This window comes from Citrobacter sp. CK202, assembly GCF_030333225.1.
GTDB lineage: Bacteria > Pseudomonadota > Gammaproteobacteria > Enterobacterales > Enterobacteriaceae > Citrobacter_B > Citrobacter_B koseri.
In genome coordinates, this window is record NZ_JAOWGI010000029.1 from 149,980 (window position 1) to 168,353 (window position 18,374).

19 protein-coding genes and 1 pseudogene are annotated in these 18,374 nt (G+C 53.8%); 4 read left to right on the top strand and 16 right to left on the bottom strand.

The genetic code is table 11. From position 1 onward, the window contains the following. Nucleotides 1-15: 15 nt before the first annotated feature. A complete protein-coding gene (locus OGX84_RS20475) occupies nucleotides 16-717 on the bottom strand; it encodes a pirin family protein (RefSeq protein WP_071257775.1) in 702 nt (233 codons plus the stop codon). A 104-nt stretch (nucleotides 718-821) separates the two neighbouring features. Between OGX84_RS20475 and yhaJ the strand changes: the two genes are divergently transcribed. After that, a complete protein-coding gene (gene yhaJ / locus OGX84_RS20480; RefSeq protein ID WP_012135243.1) occupies nucleotides 822-1,718 on the top strand; it encodes a DNA-binding transcriptional regulator YhaJ in 897 nt (298 codons plus the stop codon). 89 nt (nucleotides 1,719-1,807) lie between these two features. Here yhaJ and OGX84_RS20485 read toward each other — a convergent pair whose 3' ends face one another. The 11 genes and pseudogenes from OGX84_RS20485 to OGX84_RS20535 form a co-directional block, all read right to left on the bottom strand. Next, on the bottom strand, nucleotides 1,808-2,173 hold the full coding sequence (locus OGX84_RS20485) for a DUF805 domain-containing protein (RefSeq protein ID WP_012135242.1): 366 nt from the start codon (nucleotides 2,171-2,173) through the stop codon (nucleotides 1,808-1,810). A gap of 158 nt (nucleotides 2,174-2,331) precedes the next feature. Continuing rightward, nucleotides 2,332-3,327, bottom strand: coding sequence for a glutathione S-transferase family protein (locus OGX84_RS20490; RefSeq protein ID WP_049010352.1), 996 nt, complete (start codon nucleotides 3,325-3,327; stop codon nucleotides 2,332-2,334). Between the two features lie 68 nt (nucleotides 3,328-3,395). Continuing rightward, on the bottom strand, nucleotides 3,396-3,788 hold the full coding sequence (locus OGX84_RS20495) for a DoxX family protein (protein WP_012135240.1): 393 nt from the start codon (nucleotides 3,786-3,788) through the stop codon (nucleotides 3,396-3,398). 277 nt (nucleotides 3,789-4,065) lie between these two features. Next, the gene (locus tag OGX84_RS20500; protein WP_012135239.1) at nucleotides 4,066-4,365 is read right to left on the bottom strand and encodes a YqjK-like family protein; all 300 of its coding nucleotides are present in this window, start codon (nucleotides 4,363-4,365) and stop codon (nucleotides 4,066-4,068) included. Next, a pseudogene (locus OGX84_RS20505) lies at nucleotides 4,355-4,760 on the bottom strand (phage holin family protein). Before OGX84_RS20505 ends, OGX84_RS20500 begins: the two are co-directional and overlap by 11 nt. Nucleotides 4,761-4,762: 2 nt before the next feature. After that, entirely contained in the window at nucleotides 4,763-5,068 is a 306-nt protein-coding gene (locus OGX84_RS20510) for an ElaB/YgaM/YqjD family protein (protein ID WP_012135237.1), read from the bottom strand. A 41-nt stretch (nucleotides 5,069-5,109) separates the two neighbouring features. Further along, nucleotides 5,110-5,478 carry a DUF1090 domain-containing protein gene (locus tag OGX84_RS20515; protein WP_049010354.1) on the bottom strand — a complete coding sequence of 123 codons (369 nt, stop codon included), beginning with the start codon at nucleotides 5,476-5,478 and terminating at the stop codon, nucleotides 5,110-5,112. 147 nt (nucleotides 5,479-5,625) lie between these two features. Continuing rightward, the gene (gene mzrA / locus OGX84_RS20520) at nucleotides 5,626-6,009 is read right to left on the bottom strand and encodes an EnvZ/OmpR regulon moderator MzrA (RefSeq protein ID WP_012135235.1); all 384 of its coding nucleotides are present in this window, start codon (nucleotides 6,007-6,009) and stop codon (nucleotides 5,626-5,628) included. A gap of 3 nt (nucleotides 6,010-6,012) precedes the next feature. After that, nucleotides 6,013-6,675 (bottom strand): DedA family general envelope maintenance protein YqjA, encoded by a 663-nt coding sequence (gene yqjA / locus OGX84_RS20525; RefSeq protein ID WP_012135234.1) that lies wholly within the window; start codon nucleotides 6,673-6,675, stop codon nucleotides 6,013-6,015. A gap of 349 nt (nucleotides 6,676-7,024) precedes the next feature. Further along, nucleotides 7,025-7,801 (bottom strand): transcriptional regulator ExuR, encoded by a 777-nt coding sequence (gene exuR, locus OGX84_RS20530; RefSeq protein WP_012135233.1) that lies wholly within the window; start codon nucleotides 7,799-7,801, stop codon nucleotides 7,025-7,027. Between the two features lie 142 nt (nucleotides 7,802-7,943). Beyond that, nucleotides 7,944-9,245, bottom strand: a complete 1,302-nt coding sequence (locus OGX84_RS20535) for an MFS transporter (protein ID WP_047463898.1) — start codon at nucleotides 9,243-9,245, stop codon at nucleotides 7,944-7,946. Between the two features lie 472 nt (nucleotides 9,246-9,717). On the opposite strand from OGX84_RS20535, the gene uxaC reads away from it, so the two are divergent. Continuing rightward, the gene (gene uxaC, locus OGX84_RS20540; RefSeq protein ID WP_275165160.1) at nucleotides 9,718-11,130 is read left to right on the top strand and encodes a glucuronate isomerase; all 1,413 of its coding nucleotides are present in this window, start codon (nucleotides 9,718-9,720) and stop codon (nucleotides 11,128-11,130) included. A 14-nt stretch (nucleotides 11,131-11,144) separates the two neighbouring features. Next, nucleotides 11,145-12,632 carry a UxaA family hydrolase gene (locus OGX84_RS20545; RefSeq protein WP_275165161.1) on the top strand — a complete coding sequence of 496 codons (1,488 nt, stop codon included), beginning with the start codon at nucleotides 11,145-11,147 and terminating at the stop codon, nucleotides 12,630-12,632. Nucleotides 12,633-12,727: 95 nt separating this feature from the next. Here the strand turns inward: OGX84_RS20545 and sstT are convergent, their stop codons facing one another. From sstT to OGX84_RS20565, 4 genes are all read right to left on the bottom strand, one after another. Further along, nucleotides 12,728-13,972 carry a serine/threonine transporter SstT gene (gene sstT, locus OGX84_RS20550; RefSeq protein ID WP_012135229.1) on the bottom strand — a complete coding sequence of 415 codons (1,245 nt, stop codon included), beginning with the start codon at nucleotides 13,970-13,972 and terminating at the stop codon, nucleotides 12,728-12,730. A 254-nt stretch (nucleotides 13,973-14,226) separates the two neighbouring features. Further along, nucleotides 14,227-15,195, bottom strand: coding sequence for a TerC family protein (locus OGX84_RS20555; protein ID WP_012135228.1), 969 nt, complete (start codon nucleotides 15,193-15,195; stop codon nucleotides 14,227-14,229). A gap of 325 nt (nucleotides 15,196-15,520) precedes the next feature. Further along, nucleotides 15,521-16,507, bottom strand: coding sequence for a Gfo/Idh/MocA family protein (locus tag OGX84_RS20560; protein WP_012135227.1), 987 nt, complete (start codon nucleotides 16,505-16,507; stop codon nucleotides 15,521-15,523). Nucleotides 16,508-16,576: 69 nt separating this feature from the next. Beyond that, the gene (locus tag OGX84_RS20565) at nucleotides 16,577-17,080 is read right to left on the bottom strand and encodes a M48 metallopeptidase family protein (RefSeq protein ID WP_012135226.1); all 504 of its coding nucleotides are present in this window, start codon (nucleotides 17,078-17,080) and stop codon (nucleotides 16,577-16,579) included. 86 nt (nucleotides 17,081-17,166) lie between these two features. Between OGX84_RS20565 and rlmG the strand changes: the two genes are divergently transcribed. Continuing rightward, nucleotides 17,167-18,303 (top strand): 23S rRNA (guanine(1835)-N(2))-methyltransferase RlmG, encoded by a 1,137-nt coding sequence (gene rlmG / locus OGX84_RS20570; RefSeq protein ID WP_200092918.1) that lies wholly within the window; start codon nucleotides 17,167-17,169, stop codon nucleotides 18,301-18,303. Nucleotides 18,304-18,374 lie beyond the last annotated feature (71 nt).

Consider the following 18,374-nt stretch of genomic DNA (forward strand, 5'->3'; position numbering starts at 1 on the left):
CCTTATTTTTTCTGACTACACAGGCAAATCTATCAGTAAAGCGCGCAATGGCGTGTCGGCAACTAACGTTATGTTAGCTTCATCACGAATAAATGCGCCGTCGCCGCAGGTAAGCGCTTCTCGCTCCTCGTTATGCGTGACCGCATGAAACGTACCGTGAATCGACTGCAAATAGGCGCGTGGGCCATGCAGTTGAAAGCTCAGCGACTCGCCTTTTTTCAGCTCAATATGGTGCACCCAGACCTGCTGGCGTAATTGCAGGCTGTCCTGTTCTCCATCCGGGGAGGCGAGGAGTTGCTGTTTGCCCGCGGTTAGCGTGGTTTTCTGTACCAACGGGTTTTCCCGCTCAGGACAGGCGTCCAGCCATAGCTGCATCCTGGTAAGCGACTTATCTTTACTGAGATTATGCTCGCTATAGCTAATGCCCGGCTGCGTGGCGAGCAGCAGGGCTTCGCCCGCTTTCGCCTGGACATGATTGCCTTCGCTGTCGCGATATTCCGCTTCGCCTTCCAGAATCAGGTTTAAAATATCCACCTTCGGGTAGGTGCGCGGCTGGAAGGAGGCGCCCGGCGCCAGCACTTCCTGGTTGAGTACGCGCAGGGAGGCATAGCCCAGCAGTTTAGGGTCGAAGTAGTGTCCAAAGGAGAAGGTATAACGGGCCTGCAACCATCCGTAGTCTGCCTGTCCGCACTGTTTGGCTGTTCGGGTAGTAATCATAATTCTTGACCTCTCTTTACTTCCTTTTATGTTAAGGGGCTGGACGCTGCATTGTTAGCCAGATATTCTGCCCGGTATGTTCAAATTTCCTGAATGAGAACGATATGGCCAAAGAAAGGGCGTTAACACTGGAAGCGTTACGCGTCATGGACGCAATAGATCGACGCGGGAGCTTCGCGGCGGCGGCAGATGAGTTAGGTCGCGTACCATCCGCGCTCAGCTACACCATGCAAAAACTGGAAGAAGAGCTGGATGTGGTGCTGTTTGACCGTTCCGGCCATCGGACAAAATTCACCAACGTGGGGCGTATGCTGCTGGAACGCGGGCGCGTATTGCTGGAAGCGGCAGACAAGCTGACCACCGATGCCGAAGCGCTGGCGCGCGGTTGGGAAACGCACCTGACGCTGGTGACAGAAGCGCTGGTGCCGACCTCAGCCTTCTTCCCGCTGATTGACCGACTGGCCGCGAAAGCCAACACCCAGCTTTCGGTGATCACGGAAGTGCTGGCGGGCGCCTGGGAGCGTCTGGAGCAGGGGCGGGCCGATATTGTGATTGCACCGGATATGCATTTCCGCTCGTCGTCAGAAATTAACTCCCGCAAGCTGTATACGCTGATGAACGTCTACGTGGCGGCGCCGGACCATCCGATTCATCAGGAGCCGGAGCCGCTGTCTGAAGTGACCCGCGTGAAATATCGTGGTGTGGCGGTGGCGGATACCGCCCGCGAGCGACCGGTATTGACCGTGCAGCTGCTGGACAAACAGCCGCGCCTGACGGTGAGTACCATTGAAGACAAACGTCAGGCTTTGCTGGCCGGGCTGGGCGTCGCGACCATGCCGTATCCGCTGGTCGAACAGGATATTGCACAAGGAAGACTGCGGGTCGTCAGCCCGGAATCGACCAGCGAAATTGATATTATTATGGCCTGGCGACGCGACAGCATGGGCGAGGCGAAAGCCTGGTGCCTGCGGGAAATCCCGAAACTGTTTGCCAGCAGATAAGAGCGCAAGCCCGGTTTAGCCGGATGGCGGTGCAGGCGCTCGCGTAGGCCTGATAAGCGCAGCGCCATCAGGCATCTACTGGCTTCACTTCAGGGCAGAATTTTAGGGTCCTGCCCGAAGCGGTTTTCGCCTGGCGTACCGTTCTGGCAGTTAAAGAGGATGATGACCAGCCAGCCAATAACAGGGATGAGGAGCAGTAACAGCCACCATGCGGAACGATCGGTATCATGCAACCGACGGAACTGTACTGCCCACCACGGTAAGAAAATCAGAATGCCATAAATGGTTGTCAGCACGCCTTCACCCCCGGCGCGTTGCCAGCCAAACATCTTGTCCAGCACGCCCAACACGAACGTAAAAATGACGTTGACCAGAATAAACATCCAGTACTCTTTACGACGCGCGCGTCCGCCAAAGCCGATATAGTTCTTCAATACTTTTAAATACCAGTCCATTTTCGCCTCAACATACGGTCAATCACTTGTTTTTAAATAAGAATAGCCGTGAATGGAATGGTGGTAAATATTCGAATGATTAATGTGTTTAATGCATCGGGCGGGTAAGGCGAGTTAGCGCCGCCACCAGGCTGTTTCCTGGTGGCGGCGTAAGGGGATTATCCCGCTTTTGCAAAGCGGACGTCGCGCCCGTGAGGCTCATTGAGATCCTGCAACGGGCCAATGGAGATAATCCCCGTCGGGTTGATGGTTTTGTGGCTACGGAAGTAGTGGTTACGGATATGGTCGAAGTTGACGGTTTCCGCAATGCCGGGCATCTGCCAGATATCGCGCAGGAAACCATAAAGATTCAGGTAATCGCTGATGCGGTATTTGTCGCACTTGAAGTGCGTAACGTAAACCTGGTCAAAACGCACCAGCGTGGTCCACAGGCGAATGTCCGCCTCGGTTAACTGGTCGCCGGTCAGGTAACGGTGCTGCCCCAGGATTTGCTCCAGACGCGCCAGTGATTCGAACACTTTCTCTACGGCTTCATCATAGGCCTGCTGGCTGGTGGCAAACCCGGCTTTGTACACGCCGTTGTTGACGTTGTCATAAATCCAGCTATTGAGTTCGTCAATTTTTCCGCGCAGGGCCGTCGGGTAGTAATCCCCGGCTTTGGCGCCCAGCGCATCGAATGCGGTATTGAACATGCGAATGATTTCCGCCGATTCATTACTGACGATGGTGTGATTCTTTTTATCCCACAATACCGGTACGGTGACGCGACCGCTGTAGTGCGGATCGGCATGCAGATAGAGTTGATACAGAAACTCGTGTTGATACAGCGTATCACCGGTTGCCGCCGGGAAATTATCATCAAACGTCCAGCCATTCTCCAGCATCAGCGGATTCACAACAGAAACGGAGATAAACGGTTCCAGCCCCTTGAGCTTACGCAGGATCAGTGTGCGATGCGCCCACGGGCAGGCAAGTGAAACATACAGGTGATAGCGATCTTTTTCGGCGGCAAAGCCCCCTTCGCCAGTCGGGCCCGGCGCGCCATCAGCGGTGAGCCAGTTACGGAAAGCCGATACAGAACGTTGAAATTTCCCCCCCGTAGACTTGGTGTCATACCAGGTGTCATGCCATACGCCGTCAATCAGTTGTCCCATTTTCTCTCTCCTCCAGATAGCAAAAACGAGGAGAATATCCCCTCGTTTTTTGATTCAGTATAGCGTGCTTACCACTTTTTATTCAGGACGCGGTCGATGCTGAATGCACCCGGCCCCGTGATAGCCAGCAGCAGGAAACCGCCTGCGATGGTCAGGTTTTTCATGAACATCAGTGAGTTAACGCCTTCCGCAAAGTTGCTGTGGAAGATGAACGCGGTCAGCAGGGTAAAGCCTGCGGTAAACAGCGCCGTTGTACGGGTCAGGAAACCGAACAGAATCGCCAGACCGCCGCCAAACTCAAGCAGGATAGTCAGCGGTAACAGGAACCCCGGAACCCCCATCGCTTCCATGTATTGTTGGGTACCCGCATAACCGGTGATTTTTCCCCAACCTGCGGTGATAAACAGAATGGGCATCAGAATGCGCGCTACCAGTACACCAACATCTTCTAATTTTTTCATTTTACTCTCCAGGGAACCACTCAGGCTGCTGATTTCATTTTTTGTGCAATCACGCGGAATGTCGCGTCGTTGCGGTTGATGGAGAGAATCATAAACGTGACATGTAACAATTGTTAGCAAGGAAAACTGTCAATAATTTTCAAAAATTTTGAGTGACAGGGCACAGATTGCCGAATGGCGGTGTAAACACCTTATTGGATTAACAACAATACGTAGGCCCGATAAGCGTAGCGCCATCGGGCGTTATGCCGGATGGCGAGGAGGAAGGGGGCAGGAATCAGCCGCGCAGCTGCTGTTTTCGGATCGTGCTTTTGACCAGCCGCCAGGCGCTCCAGATGCCAAAACCGCGTTTTGCCCAGCGCACCAGCAGATTCGGGTGGCGAATTGTCCAGATAGCCATAACGCTGCTGCCGACCAGCGCCCAGGAACGCAGGCTGATCAGCGTGTTCCAGCCGCGATCCCAGCTGTCCGTCGCTTCCAGCCAGTCGCGACGACCGGCTGAAAGGTCCAGCCTTTGCTGCTGGATTTGGCTGAGCAGCAACGCCTTACGCTTTTGACGTTCGACTTTACTGCTCACGGCTTATCATCCTCCAGAATTTGCCGGTCGTTAGCCAGTTCATGACGCGTATGGCGTAACAGCGTTGACTGGCGGGCTTTGTGTAACGTCCAGAGTCCGCCGATCAGCGCCAGAACCAGCAACACAACGGTGGTGGCGATCATTGCATTGAGGCGATACTGAGGGTCAACCGCCCAGATGATAAGCACCATCAGGCTCATCAGACCGAACGCCGCGAAAAGCATGGTCAGCCCCAGCATCAGCAGAAGCTGAAAGAGATTCGCTTTTTCCTCTTCCAGTTCCACAACCGCCAGTCGCAGCCGGGTTTCTACCATCTCAACAAGGATAGTGACAATCCGCTGCCCGATGCCCAGAACGCTTTTGCCTGGCCCCTGCGCGTGATGAGAATCCGCCATAATTAACGACGCGTCAGCAGTACGCCCAGCACCACACCAACGGCTGCGCCAATGCCGACGCCCGTCCACGGGTTCTCGCGTACATAGTCGTCAGCGCGCGCTGCGGCTTCGCGGGTTTGTTTGGCAATCGCATCGCCGGTTTCGCCCAGACGGTTGCGGCTTTCTTTCAGCGCGCGCTCGGCTTTGCTACGAATCTTACTCAACTCTTCTTTCGACTTATCGCCAGAGGAGCTAAGCACCTCTTCGAGCGTATCAGCCAGGGATTTCAACTCAGCGCGCAGATGTTCCGTAGTGTTATCTTTCGACATAGTTTTCTCCAGGTGAGTGAGTCGTTAACGTTTGATTTGACTTAGTAGTCGCGTGCCTCAAGCTTTTTCAGGTCATCCTGAGCTTCAGCCAGCTTGCGTTCACGTTTCGCAATTTTATCCGCATCGCCTTTTTGTTTTGCTTCGACCAGATCACGCTGACGTTCAGCAATCTCATCTTTTTGTTTTGCGATCTTTTTCTGATGGTCAGCACGCAGTTTACTGTCGGTGCAGTTTGCTCTGAGTTCGCTGAGCGCTTTATTCAAACCATTAATGCGGTTCTGGTTGTTGTGCTTTTCGGCGTAGCTAATTTCCTTCTGTATATCCTGCTCTTTTTCCTGACAGAGGGTATTGGCATAGCTGCCTGCACTGAGCGTGAAAAGGGTAATGGCGAAAGCGATGCGGTATTTCATTCTTGAACCTTCCATTGTGATTCGAACCCGTTACCGGGGGACGATGATCCAGGTCATAACACGGCGGACAATAAGTCCGCCTTATTAATCATAGTCAGTAAACGGCGAAATCACCAAAGTGGGTGATATGATTCGGATTCCTGGACATTAACCGAAGCGATGTGGGTTATCCCGTAAGCGGGTCAACCACTGTACGGCCTGGCTGTCGCCGTTCTGTTGGGCGATGATATAGCCATGCGGCAACGTTCTGTCCAGCACGGCCTTAGCCGCCGCGCTTTGCGCGCTGGAGTCAAACGTAATAAGCAGCGCGTCATTTTGTGGCGTGATGCTTTTGAAGCGAATGCCGTTAGCGTCCAGATGATGCCAGATGGAAAAGCCGTCCGGCATACTGACGCCCTGATGGATGGCGCGAATGGCCAGCGTGGATTCCTGCTGGCGAATGGTCGACCAGACGAGAAAAAGCACGCTCATCAGCACGAGAAAAGAGGTTGTCCAGGCCAGTTGTCGAAGCGTTATGTGTGGTTTCACCATACTCTATCCCCGATTTCCGTATTTCTTTTTCCAGAGCACCACCAGCGAACCCGCCAGCCCAAAGACCAGCAGTACCACCGGCAGCAGCATCAGACATGACATCAGTTGGTCTTCATACTTCAGGAATACAGGCGTTTTGCCCAGCAAGTAACCCAGCGAGGTCAGGATCAGGACCCACAACAACCCGCTCATCCAGTTAAAGAATTGAAAGCGCGCGTTATTAAGGCCGGACAGACCCGCGATAGTGGGTAACAAGGTACGAACGAAAGCGATAAAACGGCCAATTAACAGCGCGGACAGACCATGTTTATGGAACAAATGGTGAGCGCGCTGATGATAATGCGCGGGCAGATGCGACAGCCAGTTTTGTACAATACGCGTGTTGCCCAGCCATCGCCCCTGAATATAACTGACCCAGCAGCCCAGGCTGGCGGCCACGGTTAACAGCAGGAGCGTTTGCGGAAACCCCATTGCGCCTTTGGCGATAAGTACGCCGACCAGCACCAGCAAACTGTCACCAGGTAAAAAGGCGGCAGGAAGCAACCCATTTTCCAGGAACAAAATCATAAATAGTACGAAATAAAGCATGCCAATCATGGAAGGGTTGGCGAGTGTTTCAAAATCCTGAGCCCACAGGGCATTCAGTAATTGAGTCAGTAGTTCCATTCAGTATTCCTGGAGAATCGGTTAACGTCACGCCGGTTTTTTGAGTTTGCAATACCGCAACATTATTCATTTTTTACTTGGGTTGCGGACGGGCGCAAAATCGCGGCCTGAACCATTCCTTGTTAAGTTGTGAAGTAAGCAAGCACTAACACACAAAAATTCAAAATGCATCTAATTGTAACAAAGGTCGACGTAGTCCGTTATAGAAATCGCACGTCGTTAAAATATGATTTTGCTTATCACAAAGGTGGGTGGCGAGAGGATTTACACAGGCTGACACTTTATATCTTACGCTTACTGAGCGGCGTCGCAGACAGGCGCCCTGATGCGCCTGCCAGCGTAAGATTGTCTATTTTGCCCCGTTAGCGGCGGTGTCCAGATGAACAACGGGATTTTCAGCAAAAAGATAGCGGTCGGCGTTAAATTCGAAATCGTCGCTGGTTTCGTTAAACAGCATCTGTTTGGTGTTCTCCAGATGCTGCCACATTGCCAGTTTCGCGGCATGAGGATCTTTGCGAATCAGCGCCTTGAGAATATGGTCATGATCGTCGCACCAGTTATCGACGGTGCGTGAATCAATATGATCGTGCAGTTTTTTCCAGTACGGGTTATGTACGCGCTGAGTCCACATTTTTTCGACAATGGCGGCCAGCGCGGTATTTTGCGTCGCCAGCGCGACCTGCACATGGAACTGGAGATCCCATTCGGAGTCGCGGAAACATTTTTCGTTACGCGCTTTCTCCTGGATTTCCATCAGCTTCATGATGTCCTGTTTCGTCACCTGCGTGGCGGCAAACTCGGCAATATTGCTTTCTATCAACTGGCGCGCCTGGAGAAGTTCGAACGGGCCATAATTGGCGAACTCAAGGTTTTCATCCGGGGCGACATAATATTTCGGTTGATTTGAAATGACGTGGATGCCGGAACCTTTGCGGACTTCTACGTAGCCTTCGACCTCCAGCATGATAATCGCTTCACGAACCACCGTACGGCTGACGTTTTTCTCATCGGCAATAAAGCGTTCGGCAGGGAGTTTATCGCCCACAAGGTAGACGCCCTGTTCGATGCGCTCTTTCAGGTCAGCAGCAAGTTGTTGATACAAACGTCGTGGTTCGGTGATTTCCATATGCGCTCCAGGCATAAGACGGCAGACTATATTTGTTATACCACTTTTGCGAGGCTGGCTCCACTTGTACCGTTGAAAAAGCCGCCTGTTTAACAGGCGGCTTTGGATGAGTAAACCTTGTTGGATGATGGCGCAGGTCAGGTCAACTTTGCGTTGCGGGGTGATTGACCTGCGACCCTGGCCCCGCCTCGCTGGCCGGTTTGTTTTGCAGCACCGTCCAGATAACCAGCGCGCCGAGCAGGTCGAACACCGCCAGTACCGCGAACAGCGGGCTGAAGCCGATGGTGTCAGCCAGCGCGCCGACCACCAGAGCAAACAATGTGCTCGCCAGCCAGGCGGACATCCCGGTCAGGCCATTCGCGGTAGCCACTTCATTACGGCCAAAGACGTCAGAAGAGAGCGTAATCAGCGCGCCGGACAGCGCCTGGTGAGCGAAACCGCCGATGCAAAGCAGCATGATGGCGATATACGGGCTGGTGAACAGGCCGATCATGCCTGGGCCAATCATCAGCAGCGCGCCCAGGGTAACGACCATTTTACGGGAGACGATCAGGTTTACGCCGAACCAGCGCTGGAACAGCGGCGGCAGATAACCGCCGATGATGCAGCCTAAGTCGGCAAACAGCATGGGCATCCAGGCGAACATGGCGATCTCTTTCAGGTTAAAGCCGTACACTTTAAACATGAACAGCGGGATCCAGGCGTTGAAGGTTCCCCATGCCGGTTCCGCCAGGAAACGTGGCAGGGCGATACCCCAGAACTGGCGGTTACGCAGGATCTGCGCGAGAGACATTTTCTTCGCAGTATTGTCTTTGTGCTGCGCTTCCTGACCGCCAATGATGTAGTCGCGTTCTGCATCCGTCAGCTTTTTCTGGTCGCGCGGGTGTTTATAGAACACCAGCCAGGCCATTGCCCAGATGAAGCTCAGCACGCCGGAAATAATAAACGCCATCTGCCAGCTATGCATCACGATAGCCCAGACGACCAGCGGAGGCGCAATCATCGCGCCGATGGAAGAGCCGACGTTAAAGTAGCCGACCGCAATAGAGCGTTCTTTTGCCGGGAACCATTCAGAGCTGGCTTTCAGGCCCGCCGGGATCATCGCGGCTTCAGCAGCGCCGACCGCGCCGCGCGCCAGCGCCAGGCCGCCCCAGCTTCCAGCCAGTGCGGTTGCGCCGCAGAATACGGCCCACAGAACGGCGAACATGGCGTAACCCACCTTCGTACCGAGAACATCCAGTACGTAACCGGCTACGGGTTGCATGACAGTGTAAGCAGCAGAATAGGCTGCGATGATATAGGAATACTGTTGTGTGGAGATGTGTAACTCTTCCATCAGCGTTGGCGCAGCCGCCGCCACAGTGTTACGCGTCAGATAGCCCAGCACGGTGCCTAATGTCACCAGTGCAATCATATACCAACGTAACCCTTTAATTTTACGCATGTAAAACCTCATCGTTTTGTTATTTCCGCAACAATCGCGGTTATCTTCCTGCGCTGAGCGGGGAAGTTATTGACGACGGGATAACCGAAAAAAAGCCGGTACGCCCCGAACGTTGCCATGAGTCATCGTGCTAATTCGGTTTCCGTACCGGTCAATTCGATGTCTTAACCATCGATAACTTTGCATTCCGTCGGCTTATGTATCGCGACGGCCAGAAAGATAACTTGTCATACAACTTCAAAAGGTGAGTGACATCACAAATGCAGGATTCTTAGTGTGGTCATTATTTCGATTTAGAAATACCAGCAATGGCGCGGCCTGGAGCGCTGTTTACTCTTTTAGGGGTAATTTATTTGTTGGTTTTTATTGATCCAACTCACGAAAATATCTTCAGGGTCTGGAAATTGGTGTGATAACTTTGACAACATCAAAACATAAGCAATCTGACGCACTCGTTGAGAGGAAGACGATAATGACCCCGTTTATGACTGAAGATTTTCTGCTGGATACCGAGTTTGCCCGCCGTCTGTACCATGATTACGCAAAAGATCAGCCCATCTTCGACTATCATTGCCACCTGCCGCCGCAGCAGATCGCGGAAAACTACCGTTTTAACAACCTGTATGATATCTGGCTGAAAGGCGACCACTATAAATGGCGGGCGATGCGCACCAATGGCGTTGCTGAGCGTCTGTGTACGGGCGATGCGTCCGATCGTGAGAAGTTCGACGCCTGGGCCGCCACGGTGCCGCACACGATCGGCAACCCGTTATATCACTGGACGCACCTTGAACTGCGTCGCCCATTTGGTATTACAGGTAAGCTGCTGTCGCCTGCGACGGCAGATGAGATCTGGGATCGCTGCAATGAATTGCTGGCGCAGGATGCATTCTCCGCGCGGGGAATCATGCAGCAGATGAATGTAAAAATGGTCGGCACTACCGACGATCCTGTCGATTCGCTGGAGCACCACGCCACGGTCGCGAAAGACAGCACGTTCACCGTTAAAGTGCTGCCGAGCTGGCGCCCTGATAAAGCGTTCAACATTGAGCAGGCAACCTTTGGCGATTACATGACGAAGCTGGGCGAAGCATCGGATACCGATATTCGCCGCTTCACCGATCTGCAAGCCGCGCTGACTCAGCGTCTGGATCATTTTGCCGCCCACGGCTGTAAGGTTTCTGACCACGCGCTTGACGTCGTTATGTTTGCTGAAGCCAGCGAAGCTGAACTGGACAGCATTCTGGCGCGCCGTCTGGCGGGCGAGACCCTGAGCAAGCATGAGGTCGCGCAGTTCAAAACGGCCGTACTGGTGTGGCTGGGCGCGGAATATGCGCGTCGCGGTTGGGTACAGCAGTACCACATCGGCGCGCTGCGTAATAACAACCAGCGCCAGTTCAAACTGCTGGGGCCGGATGTCGGCTTCGATTCCATCAACGATCGTCCGCTGGCGGAAGAGCTGTCAAAATTGCTGAGCAAGCAGAATGAAGAAAATCTGCTGCCGAAAACCATCCTGTACTGTCTGAACCCGCGCGATAACGAGGTGCTGGGCACCATGATCGGCAACTTCCAGGGCGAAGGGATGCCGGGCAAGATGCAGTTTGGTTCCGGCTGGTGGTTCAACGATCAGAAAGACGGGATGGAGCGTCAGATGACGCAACTGGCGCAGCTTGGCCTGCTGAGCCGCTTCGTCGGTATGCTGACCGACAGCCGCAGCTTCCTGTCTTATACCCGCCATGAATATTTCCGTCGCATCCTGTGCCAGATGATAGGCCGCTGGGTTAATGCGGGCGAAGCGCCGGCGGATATCCAGTTGCTGGGTGAAATGGTACGAAACATCTGCTTCAACAATGCGCGCGACTATTTCGCCATTGAACTGAACTAAGGTCTGGGGTTGATATGCAATACATCAGGATCCATACGCTGGATAACGTTGCGGTAGCGTTGGCCGATTTAACGCAGGGCGCTGAGGTCAGCGTCGATAACCATTCCGTGACGCTACGTCAGGATGTCGTACGCGGTCATAAGTTTGCCTTACGCGATATTGCGCAGGGGGAGAACGTCATCAAATATGGTCTGCCTATCGGCCATACGTTGGTGGACGTCGCGGCGGGTGAGCATATTCATGCCCACAATACCCGGACTAACCTCAGCGATTTGGATGAGTACAGCTATCAACCCGATTTTCAGGCCCCTGAAGTACAACCGGCGGATCGCGATGTACAGATTTACCGCCGTGCCAACGGAGACGTCGGCGTGCGCAATGAGCTGTGGATCTTGCCGACCGTCGGCTGTGTCAACGGCATTGCGCGGCAGATCCAGAACCGTTTCCTGAAAGAGACTTTTGATGCCGAAGGAACTGACGGCGTTTTCCTCTTCAGCCACACCTACGGCTGTTCTCAGCTTGGCGACGATCACATCAATACCCGCACCATGCTGCAAAACATGGTGCGTCACCCGAATGCGGGGGCGGTGCTGGTGATTGGACTGGGTTGCGAAAACAATCAGGTGGATGCCTTTCGCGAGACGCTGGGCGAGTTCGACCCTGAACGCGTTCATTTCATGACCTGCCAACAGCAGGACGATGAAGTGGAGGCGGGCGTTGAGCATCTTCATCAGTTGTATAACGTGATGCGCCATGACAAACGCGTGCCGGGCAAACTGAGCGAACTTAAGTTTGGTCTGGAATGCGGTGGTTCAGATGGGCTGTCCGGTATTACCGCGAACCCGATGCTGGGGCGCTTCTCCGACTATGTTATCGCTAACGGCGGGACGACGGTGCTGACGGAAGTGCCGGAAATGTTCGGTGCAGAACAGCTGTTGATGAGCCATTGCCGTGATGAAGAGACGTTTGAAAAACTGGTGACAATGGTCAATGACTTCAAGCAATACTTTATCGCTCATGACCAGCCGATTTATGAAAATCCGTCGCCGGGTAACAAGGCGGGCGGGATTACGACGCTGGAAGACAAGTCTCTGGGGTGCACGCAGAAGGCGGGTTCCAGCCAGGTTGTGGATGTGCTGCGCTACGGTGAGCGCCTGAAAACGCGCGGTCTGAATCTGTTAAGCGCGCCAGGCAACGATGCGGTCGCCACCAGCGCGCTGGCGGGCGCGGGTTGCCACATGGTGCTGTTCAGTACCGGCCGCGGTACGCCATATGGCGGGTTTGTCCCGACGGTGAAGATCGCCACCAACAGCGAACTGGCGGCGAAGAAGAAGCACTGGATCGATTTTGACGCCGGGCAGTTGATTCACGGTAAGGCGATGCCGCAGTTGTTGAATGAATTTGTGGATACGATTGTGGCGTTTGCCAACGGCAAGCAGACCTGCAATGAACGCAATGATTTCCGTGAGCTGGCGATTTTCAAAAGCGGCGTAACGCTGTAAAAAAATGCCGGATGGCGACGTGAACGTCTTACCCGGCCTACGAGTGGGAGTCGTTGTAGGCCTGATAAGCGTAGCGCCATCAGGCTTGTGGTTATTTAGCTACGCAGCGCGCTTTTCGCTAAACGCGCGTCTTCCGCCTGACATACTGCGGCGGTAAACATAACGTCGGTAGAGGAGTTGATTGCGGTCTCGCAGGAGTCCTGCAACACGCCGATAATGAAGCCAACCGCAACCACCTGCATGGCGATTTCGTTCGGAATACCGAACATGTTGCACGCCAGCGGAATCAGCAACAGTGAACCGCCCGCCACGCCAGAAGCGCCGCATGCGCACAGTGATGCCACCACGCTCAGCAGCAGCGCCGTCGGCAGATCAACCGGAATACCCAGCGTATACACCGCCGCCAGCGTCAGCACGGTAATCGTGATTGCCGCACCGGCCATATTGACGGTCGCTCCCAGCGGGATGGAAACAGAATAGGTATCTCTGTCCAGATTCAGTTTTTCGCACAGCGACATATTCACCGGAATATTTGCAGCGGAGCTACGGGTAAAGAAGGCGGTCACGCCGCTTTCACGCAGGCAGGTGAGAACCAGCGGATACGGGTTGCGGCGGATCTGTAAAAAGACCAGCAGCGGGTTGATGACCAGCGCCACAATCGCCATACAGCCAATCAGCACCAGTAACAGTTGCGCATAGCCCCACAGCGCTGAGAAGCCCGTAGTGGCGAGCGTTGAGGCGACCAGGCCAAAGATACCGATCGGCGCGAAACGAATCACCAGTTTCACAATAAAGGTGACGGCGTCGGACAGATCGTTCACCAGATTTTTGGTGGTTTGATTACTGTGGCGCAGCGCAAAGCCCAGGCCGATAGCCCACACCAGAATACCGATGTAGTTGGCGTTGATCAGCGCATGGATCGGGTTCGCAACGATGCTCATCAGCAGCCCGTGTATCACCTGGACAATGCCGCTCGGCGGCGTGATATCCGTGGCGCCAGTCGTCAGTTGCAGCGTGGACGGAAAGAGGAAGCTCACCACAACCGCCGTCAGCGCGGCTGAAAATGTGCCGAGCAGATACATCCACAAAATCGGGCGAATATTGGTTTTCTGACCGTGTTGATGGTTGGCGATAGACGCCATCACCAGCGTCAGTACCAGAACCGGCGCGACAGCTTTCAGCGCACCAACGAACAGGGTGCCCAGCAGACCCGTTGCCTCTGCGGCAGGTTTTGAAACTAAAGCCAGTAAAATTCCCAGTATAAGCCCAATTAAAATTTGTTTAACCAGGCTCCCTTGAACCAAACGCTGGAGTAGCCCCGATGAACGTTGCGTAGTCATTTCATGATCCTTTCAGTGTGATGTTGTTCATCCTTTGCACGCTCTGTTGGCGTATCTTTCAGGATGTAACAAAGTGTTTGCCTGAGTGAGTATAAGGAAAGATGGGGATTGGGAAAGCGTAAAATGCTGGAATTTACGTACTACGTCATATTTTTTAACTAAACATTTACATGTTATCGGGTAGTGCTGCGTGTACTCAACCCACGACCGTGGTTTTTGTAAGCCCGGCAGACATAGCGCTGCCGGGCAGGATCTTACTGTAGCTGCTGCTTTTTATCGTTCTGGCGATTTACCCACGCGTTAACAATCAGCGTGATCACCAGAATACTGAACACCACGCCCAGCGAGATGGCGATCGGAATGTGGTAGAAATCGACGATCAGCATCTTAATACCGATAAAGACCAGAATGACGGCCAGACCATATTTGAGCATCGAGAAACGCTCCGCTACCCCTGCCAGCAGGAAGTACATGGCGCGCAGACCCAGGATCGCAAACAGGTTGGAGGTCAGGACGATGAACGGGTCGGTAGTCACGGCAAAGATGGCCGGAATGCTATCGACGGCGAAAATCACATCGCTCAGTTCCACCAGAATCAGGACCAGCATCAGCGGCGTCACGAACAGCAAGCCATTCTTACGCACAAAGAAATGCTCGTTTTCGATGGTGTCGGTCATGCGAAGGTGGCTACGCAGCCAGCGAACCAGCGGTTTGTCGCCGATGCCGGATTCGTCCTCTTTCACCAGCGCCATCTTCACGCCCGTAAACAGCAGGAAAGCGCCGAACAGGTACAGTATCCAGTCGAACTGGGCGATCAGCCAGCTACCGGCGAAAATCATAATCGTACGCAGAACAATGGCGCCAAGTACGCCATACACCAGAACCCGGCGTTGCAGGGCAGGCGGAACAGAGAAGTAGCTGAACAGCATCAGCCAGACAAAGACGTTATCAACGGCCAGCGATTTTTCGATCAGATAACCGGTGAGAAACGCCAGCGCCTGCGGATCGGCCACCGCCCGACCCTGGGTCTCCGCCAGATACCACCAGAAGGCGGCGTTGAACAGCAATGAAAGTGTCACCCAGACCAGAGACCAGGCCGCCGCCTGCTTCATGGACATCGTATGTACGCCACGACGCCCCTGCAACAGAAGGTCGATAGCCAGCATAATCACCACAACGACAGCGAATCCGCCCCATAACAACGGTGTGCCGACAGTATTCATAGAATTTCCTTACACATAAAAAAAACGGCCAACGTCGAAAGACGTCAGCCGCTGCTTTTTATATGCATAGACCTCGCCTTCCGGCAAGGTCTCACTTACAACAAGAAAGTGATATGTACTCACTCCACGGGTGATGGCGAATCGGCTTCGTCATCAATCAAAGACATGAAGGCACATCACTTTCTTATTGCCCGGCGACCGGATGTGGTTTTTCACACATCGTAATGACGATCGACCGACAATGAAGTTACTCCCCTTTGCACGTAACAAAATATGACAGGCCATACGATCAGTCAATGGCCTGTTACATCTGTTTTACATTGTTTTACGCTGTGGCGTCATCAGCGGGGAAGACGACGCCCGTCTGCCGACGAATCTCCGTGAGCAGTTTGGCCGTGATACGGCTGACGGTCAGCTCGGGATGGTTCACCTCGTTGGTCTCGACCAGGTGTGCAAAGCGTTCCGCCTCATACAGCATCGTATTGATATGCTGAGGAACGGATAAATCCTGTGTTTTTCCGCCGCGTGGAATGAAGCACACTTTCTGACATTCCGAAATTTTCTCGATGACCAGAGAACCGGCTTCGCCCTGGATTTCGCTGGGCAGTACGGAATCACTCACTTTGGAATGCTGTAGGGTGACGCTGAAGTCGCCGTAATCCAGCACCGCCACGCCATGCGCATCGACACCGCTTTCCAGCAGACTGGCGGACGCCTGAACGTTTTGCGGTTCTCCCCAGAGCGCAACCGCTGACGCCAGACAGTAAAAACCGATATCCATAATGGAGCCATTCGAGAAGGCCGGATTAAAGGTATTGGGGTTTTCGCCGTCCAGATAGCGCTGGTAGCGCGAAGAATACTGGCAGTAGTTGATAAGGGCTTTGCGCATTCTTCCTGCTTTCGGCAGCGACTGCTGTAGCAACTGAAAATTAGGCAGGCTGGCGGTTTTAAAGGCTTCGAACAGGACGACCTGATTTTCACGCGCGCACGCGATGGCGGCGTCGACTTCGGCCAGATTCGAGGCCAGCGGCTTCTCGCAGATCACATGCTTTTTGTGGCTTAAAAAGAGCTGGGTCTGGGGGAAATGCAGCGAGTTCGGGCTGGCGATATACACCGCATCAATGGCGTCGCTTTGCGCCATTGCTTCAAGCGAAGTGAATAAATGCTCGACGGGATAATCATTGGCGAAGGTTTGCGCCTGTTCGAGGCGACGGGAATAGACTGCGGTTAACTTATATTTGCCGGTTTCATGGGCGGCATCGACAAACTGGCGGGTGATCCAGTTTGTGCCAATAACAGCGAAACGTATCATAAACGCCTTCAGGCTCCATAAAGGGATTCTTTCGTCAATTTAGCATGCCTTTATGACAAAGCCAGTGCGCTACTGCTCAGATTGCTTTAACGAAAGATGCGTTAACCACAGGCGGGTATCAAACTCAAGCTGGTGGTACTGCGGCTCCATATGACAGCACAGTTGATAAAACGCTTTGTTGTGCTCTTTCTCTTTCAGATGCGCCAGTTCGTGAACCACGATCATTCGCAGAAAAGGTTCCGGCGCATTGCGAAACACGGTAGCGACGCGGATCTCGGCTTTCGCCTTCAGCTTGCCGCCCTGTACGCGCGAAACGGCGGTATGCAGCCCCAGCGCATTTTTCAGCACATGGATCTTGTTGTCATACATCACTTTGTTGATCGGCGGGGCGTTACGCAGAAACTGGCTTTTCAGATCCTGGGTATACTGCCAGAGCGCTTTATCGGTCGCAAAATCATGCGTTCCCGGATAGCGTTTTTCCAGCACTGCGCCCAGACGCTGTTCAGCAATGAGCGTGCGTACCTGAGACAGTAAATTCTCCGGGTAGCCGTGGAGATAAGTAAGTTGACCCATCAAAGCCCCAAATTAAATCTAAAAAAAGAGTATACTCACGCACCCTTTCAGGGATAACAGCGAAATTTTACCATTCAGGAGGGCCGATGAGCCACGTAGACAACGGTTTCCGTTCACTGACACTGAAACGTTTCCCGGAAACGGATGACGTTAACCCACTTCAGGCGTGGGAAGCGGCGGATGAATATCTGCTGCAACAGTTAGACGACACGGAAATCAGCGGCCCGCTGCTGATCCTGAATGATGCCTTTGGCGCATTAAGCTGCGCGCTGGCTGAACATACACCATACAGCATCGGCGACTCGTATTTAAGCGAACTGGCGACGCGCGAAAATTTACGCCACAACGATATCGCCGAATCCAGCGTGAAGTTTCTCGACAGCACCGCCGCGTACCCGCCGACACCGGGCGTCGTGTTGATTAAGGTGCCGAAAACGCTGGCGCTGCTGGAGCAACAGTTGCGCGCGTTGCGCCAGGTCGTGACTCCGCAAACCCGTATTATTGCGGGAGCAAAGGCGCGTGACATTCATACCTCCACGCTGGAACTGTTCGAAAAAGTGCTCGGCCCCACGACCACGACGCTGGCCTGGAAAAAGGCGCGCCTGATCAACTGTACCTTCAGTAAGCCTGAACTGGCGGATGCGCCGCAGACGCTGAGCTGGAAACTGGACGGCACCGACTGGACTATCCACAATCATGCGAACGTTTTCTCGCGTACCGGCCTGGATATCGGCGCGCGCTTCTTTATGCAGCATTTACCGGAAAATCTGGAAGGGGAGATCGTCGATCTCGGCTGCGGTAATGGCGTGATTGGCCTGACGCTGCTGGCGAAGAACCCTCAGGCGAGCGTCGTGTTTGTCGATGAATCGCCGATGGCGGTCGCGTCCAGCCGTTTGAATGTGGAAACCAACATGCCGGAAGCGTTGGATCGCTGCGAGTTTATGATTAACAACGCCTTGTCCGGCGTGGAGCCTTTCCGCTTTAACGCCGTGCTGTGCAACCCGCCGTTCCATCAGAAACATGCGCTGACGGATAACGTTGCCTGGGAAATGTTCCACCATGCGCGCCGTTGCCTGAAGATCAACGGCGAGCTGTACATTGTGGCGAACCGTCACCTGGATTATTTCCACAAGCTGAAGAAGATTTTCGGTAACTGCACCACCATCGCCACCAATAACAAATTCGTGGTGTTGAAAGCGGTCAAAACCGGTCGCCGCCGCTAATAGCGTGTGCCGGATGACGGCTAACGCCTTATCCGGCCTACAACGTGCTACCCCGTAGGCCGGATAAGCGT

What these genes read in the sequence shown, in the direction of transcription:
- OGX84_RS20475 (WP_071257775.1), bottom strand. Translation starts at nt 717, where the DNA reads ATGATTACTACCCGAACAGCCAAACAGTGCGGACAGGCAGACTACGGA.
- yhaJ (WP_012135243.1), top strand. Translation starts at nt 822, where the DNA reads ATGGCCAAAGAAAGGGCGTTAACACTGGAAGCGTTACGCGTCATGGAC.
- OGX84_RS20485 (WP_012135242.1), bottom strand. Translation starts at nt 2,173, where the DNA reads ATGGACTGGTATTTAAAAGTATTGAAGAACTATATCGGCTTTGGCGGA.
- OGX84_RS20490 (WP_049010352.1), bottom strand. Translation starts at nt 3,327, where the DNA reads ATGGGACAACTGATTGACGGCGTATGGCATGACACCTGGTATGACACC.
- OGX84_RS20495 (WP_012135240.1), bottom strand. Translation starts at nt 3,788, where the DNA reads ATGAAAAAATTAGAAGATGTTGGTGTACTGGTAGCGCGCATTCTGATG.
- OGX84_RS20510 (WP_012135237.1), bottom strand. Translation starts at nt 5,068, where the DNA reads ATGTCGAAAGATAACACTACGGAACATCTGCGCGCTGAGTTGAAATCC.
- OGX84_RS20515 (WP_049010354.1), bottom strand. Translation starts at nt 5,478, where the DNA reads ATGAAATACCGCATCGCTTTCGCCATTACCCTTTTCACGCTCAGTGCA.
- mzrA (WP_012135235.1), bottom strand. Translation starts at nt 6,009, where the DNA reads ATGGTGAAACCACACATAACGCTTCGACAACTGGCCTGGACAACCTCT.
- yqjA (WP_012135234.1), bottom strand. Translation starts at nt 6,675, where the DNA reads ATGGAACTACTGACTCAATTACTGAATGCCCTGTGGGCTCAGGATTTT.
- exuR (WP_012135233.1), bottom strand. Translation starts at nt 7,801, where the DNA reads ATGGAAATCACCGAACCACGACGTTTGTATCAACAACTTGCTGCTGAC.
- OGX84_RS20535 (WP_047463898.1), bottom strand. Translation starts at nt 9,245, where the DNA reads ATGCGTAAAATTAAAGGGTTACGTTGGTATATGATTGCACTGGTGACA.
- uxaC (WP_275165160.1), top strand. Translation starts at nt 9,718, where the DNA reads ATGACCCCGTTTATGACTGAAGATTTTCTGCTGGATACCGAGTTTGCC.
- OGX84_RS20545 (WP_275165161.1), top strand. Translation starts at nt 11,145, where the DNA reads ATGCAATACATCAGGATCCATACGCTGGATAACGTTGCGGTAGCGTTG.
- sstT (WP_012135229.1), bottom strand. Translation starts at nt 13,972, where the DNA reads ATGACTACGCAACGTTCATCGGGGCTACTCCAGCGTTTGGTTCAAGGG.
- OGX84_RS20555 (WP_012135228.1), bottom strand. Translation starts at nt 15,195, where the DNA reads ATGAATACTGTCGGCACACCGTTGTTATGGGGCGGATTCGCTGTCGTT.
- OGX84_RS20560 (WP_012135227.1), bottom strand. Translation starts at nt 16,507, where the DNA reads ATGATACGTTTCGCTGTTATTGGCACAAACTGGATCACCCGCCAGTTT.
- OGX84_RS20565 (WP_012135226.1), bottom strand. Translation starts at nt 17,080, where the DNA reads ATGGGTCAACTTACTTATCTCCACGGCTACCCGGAGAATTTACTGTCT.
- rlmG (WP_200092918.1), top strand. Translation starts at nt 17,167, where the DNA reads ATGAGCCACGTAGACAACGGTTTCCGTTCACTGACACTGAAACGTTTC.